At 74.6% G+C, this 15,432-nt stretch carries 15 protein-coding genes; 6 read left to right on the forward strand and 9 right to left on the reverse strand.

Features of this window, described 5'->3' with window-relative positions:
* Positions 1-6 precede the first annotated feature (6 nt).
* The 7 genes from ACY34I_RS06815 to ACY34I_RS06845 all read right to left on the reverse strand — a co-directional run bounded on the left by ACY34I_RS06815 (position 7) and on the right by ACY34I_RS06845 (position 7,807).
* Positions 7-1,608: an acyl-CoA carboxylase subunit beta gene (locus ACY34I_RS06815; protein WP_462753533.1), complete on the reverse strand. Its 1,602-nt coding sequence runs from the start codon at positions 1,606-1,608 to the stop codon at positions 7-9.
* Positions 1,605-2,744: an acyl-CoA dehydrogenase family protein gene (locus ACY34I_RS06820; protein ID WP_462753535.1), complete on the reverse strand. Its 1,140-nt coding sequence runs from the start codon at positions 2,742-2,744 to the stop codon at positions 1,605-1,607. The genes ACY34I_RS06815 and ACY34I_RS06820 overlap by 4 nt, the downstream gene beginning before the upstream one ends.
* Positions 2,741-4,429 carry an acyclic terpene utilization AtuA family protein gene (locus ACY34I_RS06825; protein WP_462753537.1) on the reverse strand — a complete coding sequence of 563 codons (1,689 nt, stop codon included), beginning with the start codon at positions 4,427-4,429 and terminating at the stop codon, positions 2,741-2,743. Before ACY34I_RS06825 ends, ACY34I_RS06820 begins: the two co-directional genes overlap by 4 nt.
* Positions 4,426-5,262, reverse strand: coding sequence for a TIGR03084 family metal-binding protein (locus tag ACY34I_RS06830; RefSeq protein ID WP_462753539.1), 837 nt, complete (start codon positions 5,260-5,262; stop codon positions 4,426-4,428). Before ACY34I_RS06830 ends, ACY34I_RS06825 begins: the two co-directional genes overlap by 4 nt.
* Before the next feature lie 24 nt (positions 5,263-5,286).
* On the reverse strand, positions 5,287-5,946 hold the full coding sequence (locus ACY34I_RS06835; RefSeq protein ID WP_462753541.1) for a TetR/AcrR family transcriptional regulator: 660 nt from the start codon (positions 5,944-5,946) through the stop codon (positions 5,287-5,289).
* Between the two features lie 287 nt (positions 5,947-6,233).
* Positions 6,234-6,977 carry a metallophosphoesterase family protein gene (locus ACY34I_RS06840; RefSeq protein WP_462753543.1) on the reverse strand — a complete coding sequence of 248 codons (744 nt, stop codon included), beginning with the start codon at positions 6,975-6,977 and terminating at the stop codon, positions 6,234-6,236.
* 152 nt (positions 6,978-7,129) lie between these two features.
* Positions 7,130-7,807 (reverse strand): Crp/Fnr family transcriptional regulator, encoded by a 678-nt coding sequence (locus ACY34I_RS06845; RefSeq protein ID WP_007073398.1) that lies wholly within the window; start codon positions 7,805-7,807, stop codon positions 7,130-7,132.
* A gap of 130 nt (positions 7,808-7,937) precedes the next feature.
* Here ACY34I_RS06845 and ACY34I_RS06850 point away from each other — a divergent pair, with 130 nt between their 5' ends.
* The 6 genes from ACY34I_RS06850 (at position 7,938) to ACY34I_RS06875 (ending at position 13,289) form a co-directional block, all read left to right on the forward strand.
* Positions 7,938-8,600: an adenosylcobinamide amidohydrolase gene (locus ACY34I_RS06850; protein ID WP_462753546.1), complete on the forward strand. Its 663-nt coding sequence runs from the start codon at positions 7,938-7,940 to the stop codon at positions 8,598-8,600.
* An 86-nt stretch (positions 8,601-8,686) separates the two neighbouring features.
* Positions 8,687-9,862 (forward strand): CapA family protein, encoded by a 1,176-nt coding sequence (locus tag ACY34I_RS06855; protein WP_462753548.1) that lies wholly within the window; start codon positions 8,687-8,689, stop codon positions 9,860-9,862.
* A gap of 61 nt (positions 9,863-9,923) precedes the next feature.
* On the forward strand, positions 9,924-10,703 hold the full coding sequence (gene nth / locus ACY34I_RS06860) for an endonuclease III (protein WP_148793109.1): 780 nt from the start codon (positions 9,924-9,926) through the stop codon (positions 10,701-10,703).
* Positions 10,700-11,308, forward strand: coding sequence for a TlpA family protein disulfide reductase (locus ACY34I_RS06865; RefSeq protein WP_462753550.1), 609 nt, complete (start codon positions 10,700-10,702; stop codon positions 11,306-11,308). The genes nth and ACY34I_RS06865 overlap by 4 nt, the downstream gene beginning before the upstream one ends.
* A complete protein-coding gene (locus tag ACY34I_RS06870) occupies positions 11,305-12,024 on the forward strand; it encodes an NUDIX hydrolase (protein WP_462753552.1) in 720 nt (239 codons plus the stop codon). Before ACY34I_RS06865 ends, ACY34I_RS06870 begins: the two co-directional genes overlap by 4 nt.
* A gap of 86 nt (positions 12,025-12,110) precedes the next feature.
* Positions 12,111-13,289 carry a MarP family serine protease gene (locus tag ACY34I_RS06875; protein WP_148793112.1) on the forward strand — a complete coding sequence of 393 codons (1,179 nt, stop codon included), beginning with the start codon at positions 12,111-12,113 and terminating at the stop codon, positions 13,287-13,289.
* 3 nt (positions 13,290-13,292) lie between these two features.
* On the opposite strand, the gene ACY34I_RS06880 is transcribed toward ACY34I_RS06875, so the two are convergent.
* Entirely contained in the window at positions 13,293-14,096 is an 804-nt protein-coding gene (locus ACY34I_RS06880; RefSeq protein ID WP_462753554.1) for a phosphatase PAP2 family protein, read from the reverse strand.
* A 40-nt stretch (positions 14,097-14,136) separates the two neighbouring features.
* The gene (gene mycP, locus ACY34I_RS06885) at positions 14,137-15,429 is read right to left on the reverse strand and encodes a type VII secretion-associated serine protease mycosin (RefSeq protein WP_462753556.1); all 1,293 of its coding nucleotides are present in this window, start codon (positions 15,427-15,429) and stop codon (positions 14,137-14,139) included.
* Positions 15,430-15,432 lie beyond the last annotated feature (3 nt).

Consider the following 15,432-nt stretch of genomic DNA (forward strand, 5'->3'; position numbering starts at 1 on the left):
TGCCCCTCACATCCGGAAGACGCCGAAGCCGTCGGCGCCCCGGACCGGTCCGTTGTGGATCGCCGACAGGCACAACCCGAGGACGGTACGGGTGTCCCGGGGGTCGATCACCCCGTCGTCGTAGAGCCGGCCGGAGAGGAAGAGCGCCCCGGACTGGGACTCGATCTGCTGCTCCACCATCGCCCGCATGGCGGCGTCGGAGTCCTCGTCGTACTCCCGGCCCCGGGCGGCGGCGGCCTGCCGGGCCACGATGGAGAGCACCCCGGCGAGCTGCGCCGGGCCCATCACCGCTGACCTGGCGTTCGGCCAGGTGAACAGGAACCTCGGCTCGTACGCCCGGCCGCACATGCCGTAGTTGCCGGCGCCGTACGAGGCGCCCAGGTTGACCGTCAGGTGCGGCACCGTCGAGTTCGACACCGCATTGATCATCAGGGCGCCGTGCTTGATGATGCCGCGCTGCTCGTACTCGGTGCCGACCATGTAGCCGGTGGTGTTCTGCAGGAAGATCAGCGGGGTGTCGGTGGCGTTGGCGAGCTGGATGAACTGGGCCGCCTTCTGCGCCTCCTCGCTGAACAGCACGCCCCGGGCGTTGGCGAGCACGCCGACCGGCCACCCGTGCAGCTCGCCCCAGCCGGTGACCAGCGCGCTGCCGTAGCCCGGCTTGAACTCGTCGAAGGCGCTGTCGTCGAGCACCCGGGCGAGCACCTCGCGGGGGTCGAAGGGCACCTTGAGGTCGGCGCTGGCGATGCCGAGCAGCTCCTCCGGGTCGTACCTGGGTGGCCGCGGGTACGCGGTGCGCGGCGGCGGGCCCTGCTTGCGCCAGTTGAGCCGGCGTACGCACTGCCGGGCCAGGCGGATGCCGTCCCGCTCGTCCTCGGCGAGGAAGTCGGCCAGGCCCGACCGCGTGGCGTGCATGGCCGCCCCGCCCAGCGACTCGTCGTCGGTGACCTCGCCGGTGGCCATCTTCACCAGCGGCGGCCCGGCCAGGTACACCTGGGATCGGTCGCGGATCATGATCGTGTAGTCGGACATCCCCGGGATGTACGCGCCGCCCGCCGTGGCGTTGCCGAACACCACGCTGACCGTGGGGATCTTCGCGGCGGAGAGCCGGGTCAGGTCGCGGAACACCCGGCCGCCCGGGATGAAGATCTCCGCCTGGGTGGGCAGGTCCGCGCCGGCCGACTCCACCAGGTTGACCATGGGCAGCCGGTTCGCCAGGGCGATCTCGCCGGCCCGCCGGGTCTTGGCGAGGGACCACGGGTTCACCGCGCCGCCGCGTACCGTCGGGTCGTTGGCCACGACCAGGCACTCGACGCCCTCGACCACCCCGATGCCGGTCACCACGCTGGCGCCGACCGGGAAGTCGGTGCCGTACCCGGCCACCGGCGACAACTCCAGGAACGGGCTGTCCGGGTCGAGCAGCAGCTCGATCCGCTCCCGGGGGAGCAGCTTGCCCCGCTTGTGGTGCCGGGTGACGTACTTCTCGCCGCCACCGGCCCGCGCCTGGTCGAGCGCGGCGTCCAACTCGGCGAGGCGGGCCAGCAGGGCCGCCCGGTTGGCCTGGTAGGCCGGCGAGGACGGGTCGAGCGCGCTGTCCAGCGTGGTCACAGCCCCATGCCCTTCGCGATGATCTCGTTCATGATCTCGGTGGTCCCGCCGCCGATGCCGAGGATGCGGGCGTCCCGGTAGTGCCGCTCCACCTCGGCGTCGCGCAGGTAGCCGAAACCGCCGTGCAGTTGCAGGGCCGCGTCGACCACGTGGTCGCAGGCGGCCACCGCCACGTTCTTCGCCATCGCCACCTCGGTGACCACCGGTTCGCCAGCAGCGACCCGGGCGGCCACCTCGTGCACGTAGGCCCGCGCCGCCTCGGCCCGGGTGTGCATCTCGGCCAGCCGATGTCGGATCAGTTGCCGGCCGGCCAGCGGCCGGCCGAAGGTGGACCGGTCCCGGCACCAGCGGATCGCCAGCTCGACGCAGCGCTGCGCGGTCGCGTACGCCTGGGTGGCCAGCGACAGCCGCTCGGTGGCGAAGTGCTGCATGATCGTGATGAAGCCGGTGTCCTCCGGGCCGATCCGGTTCGCCACCGGCACCCGGACGTCGACGAAGGACAGCTCGGCGGTGTCCGAGCAGTGCCAACCCAGCTTCTCCAGCCGCCGGCCCACGGTGAAGCCGGGCGTGCCCTTCTCGATCACGAGCAGGTTGAGCGACCCGGAACCGGGGAAGTCGGTGCAGACGGCGGTGGTTACGAAGTCGGCGCGTATCCCGCTGGTGAGGTACGTCTTCGACCCGTTGACCACGTAGTGGTCGCCGTCCCGGCGGGCGCAGGTGCGGATGGCCGCCACGTCGGAGCCGCCGTCCGGTTCGGTGATCGCCAGCGCGCCGATCATCGTCCCGGCGAGGGTCGGCCGGACGTAGCGGTCGATCAGGTCGTCGTTCCCCGACGCCACCAGGTGCGGCAGCGCGATCCCGTGCGTGAACAGGGCGGCGATCAATCCGGACGAGCCGCCCGAGCGGATGATCTCCTCGGTGACGATGATCGAGTCGAGCAGGTTGCCGCCGCTGCCGCCGACCGACTCGGGGAAGCCGATGCCCAGCAGCCCGAGCTTCGCGGCGGTCTCGTGCAGCGACCGGGGCACCTCACCGGCCCGCTCCCAGCCGTCCAGGTACGGCAGCACCTCCCGGGTCACGAAGGCGCGGGTCAGCTCGCGGAGCTGCCGCCGTTCGGGAGTGTCCACGATGGTCATGACGGCACCTCCGGGGCGAGGTCGGCGGGCAGGTCCACCAGCCGGGAGCGGAGCAGTTCGCCGAGCGCCTTGGCCTGCGGGTCGAACCGGGTGGAGGCGGCCACGCCCTGGCCGAGCAGCCCCCGGATCACGAAGTTGACCGCGCGCAGGTTGGGCAGCTCGTACCGCTCGACGGTCAGCGGGGCGGTCTCCGGCAGCAGTTTGGCCAGCCGGGCGACAGTGAGCCAACCGCGTAGCCAGGCCCACGTCGCGTCGGTCCGGGCCCAGACGCCGAGGTTGGCGTCTCCGCCCTTGTCCCCCGAGCGGGCCCCGACCAGCTCACCGAGCGGCCCGCGCCGGGTCGGGCCGGTGTGCTCTTGTCCTCCGGTTACCCCGGCCGCCTGCTCGTCCGCCGCCGGCGCCGCCGTTCGCACGGGCGGGGCGATCGGCACCCGGATTCCGTCCGGCAGCACGGCGACGTGCGCGACCGCGTCCTGCGGCACCGCGTCGGCGGTGAAGACCCCGTAGGGCGCCGCGTCGCCCGGCGGCGTGGTCAGGGTGCAGCCCGGGTAGGAGGCCAGCGCCAGTTCCACCGCTGCCGCCGAGAAGGCCCGTCCGGCCCGCGCCCGGTCGCCGTCCCGCAGGTGTACGTGCAGCAGCGCGCTCGCCGCCTCGGTGTCGGTGGCGTCCGGATGATCGGTACGGGCCAGCACGAACTCCAGGCCCGCCGGGCCGACCGCCTCCTCCAGCTGCCCCCGGATCAGGGCCGCCTTGGCCGGGATGTCCAGCCCGCAGAGCACGAACGTCATCGAGTTGCGGAAGCCGCCCAGGTTGTTGACGCCCACCTTGAGGGTGGCCGGCGGGGGCGTGCCCCGGACACCGCTGACCCGTACCCGGTCCGGGCCGTCCGGGCTCAGCCGCACCGTGTCCAGCCGGGTCACCACGTCCGGCCCGAGGTACGCCGGCCCGCCCACCTCGTACAACAGCTGGGCGGTGACGGTCTCGACGGTCACCGCGCCCCCGGTGCCGGGATGCTTGGTGAGCACCGCGGAGCCGTCCGGGTGGAGTTCCGCGATCGGGAAGCCGGGCCGGTGGCCGCCGTCGGGCAGCTCGGTGAAGAAGCTGAAGTTGCCGCCGGTGACCTGTGCCCCGCACTCGATCAGGTGCCCGGCGACGGTGGCCCCGGCCAGCGCGTCCAGGTCGTCCCGGGTCCAGCCGAAGCGGGCGATGGCCGGGCCGACGGCCAGCGAGGCGTCGGTTACCCGGCCGGTCACCACGACGTCCGCCCCCGCGTCGAGGCAGGCCGCGATCCCGAACGCCCCCAGGTACGCGTTGGCGGTCAGCGCGTCCGGCCGGGCGAGCGCGTCGCCCTCGACGTACCCGATCCGGACGCGGAGGCCGAGCCGGTCGGCGAGCGCGGCGAGCGCGGCGGCCAGGCCGGCCGGGTTGAGCCCGCCGGCGTTGGTCACCAGCCGCACCCCGCGGTCGAGCGCGGTGTCGAGGCAGCCCTCCAGCTGCCGGAGGAAGGTCTTCGCGTAGCCGAGGGCGGGATCGCGCATCCGGTCCCGGCCGAGGATCAGCATGGTCAGTTCGGCCAGGTAGTCGCCGGTCAGCACGTCCAGCTCGCCGCCGTCGAGCATCTCCCGCCAGGCGCTGAACCGGTCGCCGTAGAAGCCGGAGGCGTTGCCGACCCGCAGGACGCTCATACGGTCGCCCCGTCGACGGCGGCCGGCGCCCGCTTGGCGCCGGGTGGGCCGGCGAACGCCTGGGCCACGTCCAGCCACTCGTCGGCGACCGGCCCGGTGGCGACCAGGGCCAGGTCGGCGCGGTGCCGGCGCTGGGTGACCAGCAGGCAGAAGTCGAGCGCCGGCCCGGTGACCCGGTCGGCCGCGTCCGCCGGCCCGAACGCCCAGACGGCACCGTCGGTGCCGGCTTCGCCCGCCAGCTCGTCCTTCGCGCTCGCCGGCGCCGTCAGCTCCACCCGGACCGGCGCCGTCGGCACCGGGCGGCCGTGGGCGGCGAAGCCGTGCCCGAGGGTACGGAAGCCGAGGTGCGCGACGTGCCGCAGGCGGGCGGTCGGGGGCCGCCGGACGCCGAGCGCGTCGGCCACGTCCTCGCCGTGCGCCCAGGTTTCCATGAGCCGGGCGGTCACCATCGAGGCGGGCGACATCCGGGTGCCGTACCAGGGCAGCTTCTCGCCGGGCGGGGTGGCGGCCAGGGCCGCCGCGAGCGCGGCGCGACCGTCCCGCCAGCGGGCCAGCAGCTCGGCCGGCCGGGCGAGGAACGTCTCCGCGCCGTCCTCGACCAGCCGGGACAGGTCCGGCGCGGCCATGACCGAGGCGAAGAACGCCGCCGCGTCGGTCGCGGCGAGGTGGGCCACCTGGTCGGTCCAGGCCAGGTGGGCGATCTGGTGGGCGACCGTCCAGCCCGGGGCCGGTGTGGGCCGGTCCCACTCCTGCGCGGGCAGCGGGGCGAGGAGGGCGTCGAGCTGCTCGGACTCGGCGGCCAGATCCGCGAGCAGTGCTGTCAGGTCGACCATGGTGCCTCCGGGCGGGGTGGGCGGTCAGGGGCAGGACGGCTCGCTCCCGGGCGCTCCGCCGGCCTCCGGCGGGCCGTCGTCGGGCGTGAGCAGCGCGGTCAGCTGGCGCTTCCAGCTGTGCAGCAGGGCGGTACGGCGGGCCGAGTCGTCGCTGAGCAGGTTGGCCACGCCGAGGCCGCGGAGCAGGTCAAGGGTGGTCTGCACCGCCTCCCGTACGCCGGGCCGGCGCTCGTCCACCCCGAGCAGTTCGACGGTGAGCCGGTGCATCTCCCGGCCGACCCGGGCTTCGAGGGGCACCAGGGCGTCGCGCAGTTCGGCATCGGTGCGGGCGGCCACCCACAGCTCCAGGGCGGCGACGAAGAGCGGCCCGGTGAAGGCGGCGGCGAGCAGGTCGACCACCCGGTCCAGCCGGCGCGGGCCGGCCGGCAGGGCGTCGGCCTCGGCGCGCAGCTCCGCCGCCCGGCGCTCGGTGAGGTGCGCGACGGCGGCGGTGACCAGCGCGGCCTTGGTCGGGTAGTGGTGCAACTGGGCGCCCCGGGAGACGCCGGCCCGGGCCGCCACGACGGTCGTGGTGGTGCCGGACCAGCCGCGCTCGACCAGGCACTCGACGGTCGCCTCCAGCAGGCGCGCCTGGGTGGCGCGGCTGCGCTCCTGTTGAGGGACGCGGGTCGATGCGACGGGCACGGGGACAGGGTGCCGCCCGAGAAACAAACAGTCAAGCCTGACTTTTTCCGGCGATGGCAGCGGCCTGTTTCGTAGCCGCTCTGAGCTGAACCGTCTGCGATACCGGCCGACCTCGTCGCCCTGCTCGCCGCCGGCTGCGGCGAAGCTGGCGGGGACGGGCCGACCTGGCCGCGAGGGCCTCCGGCCTGCGGCCGGTCGGCGGCCGGAGATGGTGGTTGCGCCCGCTCGCGCCACCGCACCAGAAACTGGCCGGACGCGGCGACGAGCGGGTCCACCGCCGGGGGACGTCAGCGGCCGTCGTGGGGGCCGAAAACGGCGAGGGCCTCGGCGTCGCTGTGCCGCGCCCGCAGATATTCGTCGGCCCACTCGGCGGCGTCCGGGAAGCCGGACTCGGCCACCACCCGGGCGCAGGCGGCGTCCACGTCGTACCCGGTCCGGCGCAGCTGCACGCCCGGGCCGAGCAGCGCCCACCAGGCGCCCGCCCCGCCGTATGGCATGCCGATGCTGCCCGGGTTGACCACCAGCCGGCGGTCGACCAGCCGGGTGAACGGCATGTGGCTGTGCCCGCAGACCACCGTCCCCACCCCGGCCGGTACGCCGGCGAAGACCTCCGCCCAGCGTTCCATCCGCGAGTCCACCAGCACGACCTCCTCGTCGTCCCGGGGCGTCGCGTGACAGAAGAGCACGTCACCGAGACCGGCGACCGGCAGCGTGACGGTCAGCGGCAGCGCGGCCAGCCGGGCCACCTGGTCGTCCCGGAGCTGCTCGGCCGCCCAGTTCGCCACCTCGAACGGCGACTTCCGGCCGGCCCGCGCCTCGACCAGCTCCCGCTCGCCGTTGCCGCCGACCCAGCAGGCCCGGTCGCCGAGCGCGGCGAGCCGGTCCAGCACCTCGACCGGCTGCGGGCCGCTGGCGATGTCGCCGGTGAGCACGATCAGGTCGGCCGCGGCGACGTCCGGTTCGGCCAGCACGGCCTCCAGGGGCGGCAGCGCGCCGTGAATGTCGGACAGGACTGCGACACGTTCCAGCATCGGCCCAGCGTTCCCGCCCCGCCGGGGCCGGGTCCAGTGATTCTGCGGCGGGCAGACGGACCGGGCCCGGACACGGCACCGGCCCGGACCGCGCGGGGCGGTCCGGGCCGGGACGGATCGGCGGCCGGGTGCGACCGGCCGGGCAGGGGCGGTCAGACCCGCGCGCGGCGGGCCAGGCGCTCCGGGTCGAGGATGATGATGCTCTTGCCGTCCAGCCGCAGCCAGCCGCGCGAGGCGAAGTCGGCGAGGGCCTTGTTGACGGTCTCCCGGGAGGCGCCGACCAGCTGGGCGATCTCCTCCTGGGTCAGGTCGTGGGTCACCCGCAGCACGCCGCCGTCCCGGGTGCCGAACCGGCCGGCCATCTGGAGCAGGTTCTTGGCGACCCGCCCCGGCACGTCGGTGAAGATCAGGTCGGCCAGCGAGTCGTTGGTCCGGCGCAGCCGGCGGGCGAGCACCCGCAGGAGCTGCTCGGCGATCTCCGGCCGGTTGTTCAGCCACGGCCGCAGCGCCTGCTTGCGCAGCCGGACCAGCCGGGTGTCGGTCACCGCGGTGGCCGTCGCCGTGCGCGGGCCGGGGTCGAAGAGCGACAGCTCGCCGACCATGTCCGACGGGCCCATCACGGCGATCAGGTTCTGCCGGCCGTCCGCCGCGCGGCGGCCTACCTTGATCTTGCCGGACAGGAGGATGTAGAGACTGTCGCCGGGCTCACCCTCGTTGAAGACGACCTCGCCCTTACGGACCTCGATCGTCTCCATCTCCTTGGCGAGCGCCTCGGCAGCCTCCGGGTCGACACCCTGGAAGATCCCGCTGCGGGCCAGTACCTCGTCCATCGCGCACCTCCGCCTGCGCGTGCCGTCCGTCGGCCGGGTCCGCCGTCCGCTGATCCCTCGCGCGCCGCCAGTCTAGGCCCACATGAGGGGGAATCAGAGGTGCACCCCCTCGGATCATAGGCTCTGGGACGTGCTGAGCGAGCCGTTCCTGACCACCCGTGACGAGGACGGGTGGAACGTCCCATTGCTGGTCTGGCGTGCGGCGGAGCCGCTGCTGGCGATCGGCAGCGCCCCGCTGGGCGGTGGCATCGGCGTACGCCGGTGGGTGGTCAACGCGACCGTGCCGATGTCGTACGCCCGGGACGACCCGACGGTCCACCTCGCCGAGCTGGCCGACGGCCTGGGCCTGGCCGGGCCCGGGGTGGGGCTGCTGACCGGGGTCGACGTGGCCGAGGTGGTGGCCCGGGCCGACACCGGCGTACGGGTCTGGGCCACCGTCGGGCTGGGCACCCCGGTCTGGGCCGCCGCGCCCACGCCCGCCACCCCCGCCCAGCGCGTCGGCACGGTCAACATCGTCGTGTACGTCCCGGCCCGGCTCGGCGACGCGGCCCTGGTCAACGCGGTGACCACGGCGACCGAGGCGAAGGCGCAGGCGATCTGGGAGCTGGGGATGCCGGCCACCGGCACCCCCACGGATGCGGTCACCGTGCTCTGCCCGGCCGACGGCGAGGCCGCTCCGTACGGTGGCCCCCGGTCGGCCTGGGGTGCCCCACTGGCGCGGGCCGTGCACGCGGCCGTCCGGGCCGGCGGCGCCGGCACCGTCGTGCCCTGGTCCGACCGCCAGTCGGGCTGAGCCGGATCCGCTCCCGCTCGACCGGCCGGGTTTTCCGACCGATCGGCCATCGTCGCCGCGCTTTCCGGACGGTAGCGTCGCGGACGATGTATTCTCCCGCCACCTCCGTGCCCCGTCTCCCGCGTCGCCTCGGCGCCGTCCTCGGCGTGCTGCTCGTCGCCCTGCTCGCCGCCGGCTGCGGCAAGTCCGGCGGGGACGGGCCGACCTGGCACGCGGGCGCGGATGACGGGTCGGCCGGCTCGACCGTCCCGGCCGAGGCCGACCAGCCGGCCAAGCCGGCGAGCGAGTCCGACAAGACCATCTCGCTGGCCGCGACCGGTGACGTGATCATGGGCAACGCCCCGTCCCGGCTGCCCGCCAACGGCGGGAAGGGCTTCTTCGACGACGTCAAGGCCGCGCTCAAGGCCGACCTGGTGATGGGCAACCTGGAGGAGCCGCTCACCGACGACACCGGCACCGGAAAGTGCGCGGCCAACGCGACGAACTGCTTCCAGTTCCGGGCGCCCCCCGGGTATGCGGCGCACCTGCGCGGAGCCGGGTTCCAGCTGCTCAACCAGGCCAACAACCACGGCTACGACTACGGCCAGCAGGGCTACGAGAACACCCAGTCGGCGTTGGAGGCGCACGGGCTCAAGCACACCGGCGCGCCGGGCGAGATCACCGTGGTCGAGGTGCAGGGCGTGAAGGTCGCGGTGCTCGGCTTCTCGTCGTACCCGTGGTCGAACAGCCTGGTCGACCTCGACGCGGCCAAGAAGGTGGTCAAGATGGCCGCCGACCAGGCCGACGTGGTCGTGGTGCAGGTGCACATGGGCGCCGAGGGCGCCGACAAGACCCGGGTCAAGCCGGGCACCGAGATGTTCTTCGGGGAGAACCGAGGCGATCCGGTCCGCTTCTCGCACACCGTCATCGACGCCGGCGCCGACCTGGTCATCGGGCACGGGCCGCACGTGCTGCGGGGCATGGAGGTCTACCGGGGGCGGCTGATCGCGTACAGCCTGGGCAACTTCGCCGGCGGCGGGCGGTCGCTGAACCCCTCCGGTCGGCTGGGCTGGGGCGGGGTGCTGAAGGTCTCGGTCAAGGCGGACGGCAGCTTCGTGGCGGGCCAGTTCACCTCGACCGCGATGAACTCGGTGGGGCGGCCGGCGATCGACCGGCAGCACCGCGGCCTCGGGCTGGTCCGCGAGGTGAGCCGGGCCGACTTCCCGCAGACCGGTCCCACCATCGACGAGGCGGGCCGGATCAGCCCCCCGGCGGGCGCCTGACGCCGGTCGCCGTGGGCGTGGGCCCACCGGGACGTCGGCCGGGCGACGTAGGCTGGCCGGCGTGACCACGCGCGCCACCGAGACCGACCTCGGTCGTACCCGCCGGGCGCGGCGGATCGGCCGGATGCTGACCGAGACGCACCCCGACGCGCACTGTGAACTCGACCACGCCAACGCGCTGGAGCTGGCGGTCGCCACGATCCTGTCGGCCCAGTGCACCGACAAGAAGGTCAACGAGGTCACCCCGAAGCTCTTCGCCCGCTACCGCACCGCCGCCGACTACGCCGGCGCGGACCGCACGGAGCTGGAGGAGCTGATCCGGCCGACCGGGTTCTACCGCAACAAGACCAGTTCGCTGATCAACCTCGGCCGCGCCCTCTGCGAGCGGTACGACGGCGAGGTCCCCGGCCGGCTGGCCGACCTGGTCACCCTCCCCGGCATCGGCCGCAAGACCGCCAACGTGATCCTCGGCAACGCCTTCGACGTCCCCGGCATCACCGTGGACACCCACTTCCAGCGGCTGGTGCAGCGGTGGCGACTGACCACCGAGACCGACCCGGTGAAGATCGAGCACGCCATCGGCGCGCTGTACCCGAAGCGCGACTGGACGATGCTGTCGCACCGGATCATCTTCCACGGGCGGCGGGTCTGCCACGCCCGCAAGCCGGCCTGCGGCGCCTGCACGCTGGCGAAGCTCTGCCCGGCGTACGGCACCGGGCCGACCGATCCGGTGGCCGCCGCCAAGCTGCTCAAGGGGCCCCGCGCTCGGGACCTCGCGGCGGCCGTCGGCATCGACCCGGACCTGGTGCCGCAGCAGGCGGTCGCGGCGGAGGTGCCGTGACCGCCCGCCTCGCGTACCTGCTCGTCCCGTTGCTGCTGACCGTGGCCGGCTGCACCGGCACCGCGACCGAGCCGGAGCGGCCGGCGTCGGCGGCCCGGCCCGAGCGTCCCTCGCCGTTCGCCGACTGCGCCCCGCTGACCGCCACGCCGCCCTCGGCCGCCCCGGCGCCGGCCGGCAGCCCGGGTGACCCGCTGCCCGAGCTGACCCTCTCCTGCTTCACCGGGGGCGCACCGGTGCCGCTGCGCGACGTCAAGGGTCCAGCGGTGATCAACGTCTGGGCGTCCTGGTGCCCGCCCTGCCGCAAGGAGCTGCCCGCCTTCCAGCGGCTCAGCGAGCGGGCCGCCGGCCGGTTCCAGGTGATCGGGGTGAACAGCCGGGACAGCCGCGGCGGGGCGCAGTCCATCGGCGAGGACTTCGGCGTCCGCTTCCCCATGCTCGTCGACCAGGGGGACGCGTTCGAGCGGGCGCTGCACCGGAACGCCTTCCCGCTGACCGTCTTCGTCGACGCGGACGGTCGGATCCGGCACACCGACTCCACCGGCGCGCTGGACGACGCCCGCCTCGCCGAGCTGGTCCGGAAGCACCTCGGCGTGGAGGTCACGTGAGCGCGAACAGCGGGGCCACGGGCAGGACCCGGCGGCCGCCGGGGTGGCTCGACCCGCTGCTCGACCGCCTCGGCACCGCTCGCGCCGAGGACTTCACCCGGCTCACCACCCCGGAGAGCGGCGGCCGGGAGAGCGCGGTGCTGGTGCTGCTCGGCGAGGAGCCGGCGGCCGGCCCGGACGTGCTGATCCTCCAGCGCGCCGCCACGCTGCGCAACCACGCTGGGCAGCCGGCCTTCCCCGGCGGCGCGGCCGACCCGGAGGACGTCGACGCCAGCGCCACCGCGCTGCGCGAGGCGAACGAGGAGGTCGGGCTCGACCCGGCCAGCGTCACCGTCCTGGCCGAGCTGCCCCGGCTCTGGATCCCGGTCAGCGACTTCGTGGTCACCCCGGTGCTCGCCTGGTGGCACGCCCCGCACCCGGTGCACCCCCGCGAGCCGGCCGAGGTCGCGCACGTCGCCCGGCTGCCGGTCGCCGAGCTGGTCGACCCGGAGAACCGGATGCGGGTACGCCATCCGAGCGGCTGGATCGGCCCGGCCTTCTCGGTGCGCGGGATGCTGGTCTGGGGCTTCACCGCCGGGGTGCTGAACACCCTGCTGGAGATGGGGGGCTGGGCCCGCCCGTGGCCGCGTTCCCGGGTGGTGGAGCTGCCGCCGACCGGGGCCGCCCCGGCGCCCTCGGCCGGCACCGACGAGGTCGACGAGAGCCCGGTCCGCTGATTCGCCTCGGTGAGCTCCGCCGATCTGACGGTCACGTTCCGCGAGCGGTGGGCCCCTGCCGGGCCGGCTGCCCGTACCCTTGACGGGTGTCCGCCGTGGATCTCGTCCTGCTTCTGCTCATGCTCGTGTTCGCGATCAGCGGATACCGCCAGGGCTTCGTCATCGGGGCGCTGTCGTTCTCCGGGTTCTTCCTCGGCGCGCTGCTGGGGCTCCAGGTCGGCCCGCTGGCGGCCCGGCAGTTCGCCGACGGCGGCACCCGGGTGCTGATCTCCCTGGTCGCGATCTTCGGGCTCGCCGTGCTCGGCCAGGCGCTCGCCGGCTGGATCGGCTCCAACCTGCGGGCCGCGATCACCGGCTCCGCCGGGCGCAAGATCGACGACATCGGCGGGGCCTTCATCTCGGTCTTCGCGGTCATGCTGGTGGCCTGGCTGGTCGCGGTGCCGCTGGGCTCCTCGTCGCTGCCCTGGCTGGCCTCCTCGGTCCGCAACAGCGCCCTGCTCACCGTGGTCGACCGGGTCCTGCCGGACAAGGCGCAGCAGCTCTCCACGGCGCTGCGCGACACCGTCGACACCAACGGCTTCCCGGACGTGTTCGGTGACCTCGCGCCAACCCGCGCCCGCCAGGTCGCCCCGCCGGACCCGGCGCTGGCCGGCTCCCAGGTCGTCGCGAACAGCCAGCGGTCGGTGGTGAAGGTGTTGGGCTCCGCGCCGAGCTGCGCCCGCCGCATCGAGGGCTCCGGCTTCGTGTACGCGGACGACCGGGTGATGACCAACGCACACGTGGTGGCGGGCACCCGCTCGGTGGCCGTGGAGCTGCGCGGCGAGCGGTACGACGGTGAGGTGATCGTCTATGACCCGGCCCGGGACCTGGCCGTGCTGCACGTGCCGGGGCTGCCCGGTCCGTCGCTGCGCTTCGCCGCCGGGCCGGCCGGCAGCGGGGCGGACGCCATCGTGCTGGGCTTCCCCCTCGACGGCCCGTACGACGCCCGCCCGGCCCGGATCCGGGACGTCGACCGGATCACCGGGCCGGACATCTACTCCTCGGGGGACGTGACCCGGGAGATCTACACGATCCGGGCGCTGGTCCGCAGCGGCAACTCGGGCGGCCCGCTCGTCTCCTCGAACGGGCTGGTGCTCGGGGTGATCTTCGCGGCGGCGGCCGACGACCCGAACACCGGCTTCGCGGTGACCGCCGCCGAGGCCCGGCCGGTGGCGCTGGCCGGCGCGGAGCGTACCCGGGCCGTCGCCACCGGCGACTGCACCTGAGCGCTACCGCGGGGTGCCGTCCGGGCGGGTGTCGGCGAGTTCCGGCTCGACACCCTCCCGTACGGTCCGGGCCGGCCGGTGACCGGTCCGGGCCCGCCAGGTGGTGAAGGCCGCCGCGGTCGCCGCGAGCACCGCCAGGCCCAACAGCCAGCCGCCCACCACGTCGCTGGTCCAGTGCACACCGAGCGCGATCCGGCTGAGCCCGGTCACCACCGCGATCAGCACCGCCGCCACCCAGAGCGCCCAGCGCAGCGGCCGCCGGCCCCGGGTGAACGGCAGGAAGACCAGCAGCAGCACCCCGGCGGCCAGGGTCGCGTTCAACGCGTGCCCGGACGGGAAGGCGTACCCGGTCGCCCGGGCCACCGGGTCGAGCAGGCTCGGTCGCTGCCGCCCGACCAGCAGCTTGAGCAGGCCGCCGAGCAGGCCGCCGACGGCCATCGTGGTGACCACCCAGAGCGCCAATCGCGGGGCCCCACGGAGCAGCAGCCAGGCCACCACGACCACCGCGGCGGTCCGCAGCGGGTTGGGCGCGAAGACGTCGGTCCAGACGCTCATCACCCGTACCCAGGCGGGGTGGTCGAGGGCGTACCGGTGCAGTGCGTCGGACACCGCGGCGTCCAGCCGGAACAGCGGCGGCCAGGCGGCCAGCACCAGGAGCGCCAGCAGGGTGAACGGGACCAGCACCAGGAAGGCCGCGGCGGCGGCCAGGGTGAGCCGGAGCCCCAGCGAATGGTCCGGGTCCAACCGGCGGCTCCGCCAGGACCGCTGGTGGCTGGCGGTCCGACTGCCGGTGCCCGACGCGTTCATGCGGTCACCCCTACCCACCCAGGCCCCGGCCAGACCCGGGTCAGCGACGCGACTGGCGGAACCGACGGACCGCCAGCGCCGCGCCGGTGACCAGGGCGACGCACAGCGCGAGGCCGGTCCAGAGCCGCTCCTGCGGCGCCGAGTCGTCGGCCTGGCCGGCCGGGTGGGCCGACCATTGGGCCTGCTGCCTGGGTGCGGTGAAGGTGAACGGGTCCGCGCCCTGGCCGGCGGCCCGGCTGTCCGGGCCGGTGCCGGGCGCCGGGCCGAAGCCCGCCACGCCGGGGGAGTCGTTGTCGTCGAGCGGGTTCCCGCCCACCGACGGCACGTCGGCGTTCAGCGCGGCCACCGGATCCACCATGCCGTAGCCGAACCGGTCGTCGCGGCCGGTGGGGCCGAGGTCCCGCGCCGTGCTGATCAGCCGGTTGACCACGTCCGCAGCCGACATCTGCGGGTATCGGGCGCGGATGAGGGCGGCCGTCGCCGCGACCAGCGGTGCCGCGAAACTGGTGCCCTGGACCCGCCAGTACGTGCCCGGCGGGCGGGCCCCGAAGACCCCGGTGGCCGGGGCGCTGAGCACGGTCTCGTGGCCGGTGACCGAGCCGGACCAGAGGTTGTCGTTGCTGTCCAGACCCGTCACGGCGAGCACGCCCGGCTCGCGGGCCGGGTACCACACGTCCCGGCTGGTCGAGCTGGCCAGGTTGCCGGTGCAGGCGACCACCACCACGTTACGGGCGAAGGCGTAGTCGAGGGCGGCGGCCAGGGGCTCACTGGTCTCGGTGCCGCCGAGGGAGAGGTTGATCACGCGGGCGCCGTGGTCGACCGCCCAGCGGACCCCGTTGGCGACGGTCATCGCGTCGTCGTACCGGTTCTCCTGGTCGAGCACCCGGACCGGGAGGATCTTGGCGTCCGGCGCCAGCCCGACCACGCCCCGGTCGTCGTCCCTGCGCCCGGCGATCAGACCGGCGACGGTGGTGCCGTGCCCCACCGGATCGGGCATGTCAGCGCCGCCGGGCACCAGGTCGACGCCGGGCAGCACCTGGCCGGTCAGGTCGGGATGGGAACCGTCCACGCCAGAGTCGATCACGGCGACGATGACGCCCCGGCCGGTGGAAGTCTGCCAGGCCGTCTGGGCCTGCAACTTCGCGAGCTGCCACTGCTCCGCACGGACCTGGTCCACCCCGGTGGGCTCGTCCAGCGGCGCCAGCGCGGCGGGTTTCCGGACGGCGGTGTTCGGGGCGGCCTGCGCGGGCGGGGCCAGCGGGCCCGCCACGGTGACGAGGGTGGCCGTCGCACCGAGCAACGCGCGCCCGACGAGCCGTCGGGCGGCACTCACTGA

Source organism: Micromonospora sp. RTBAU3-60 (assembly GCF_054963695.1).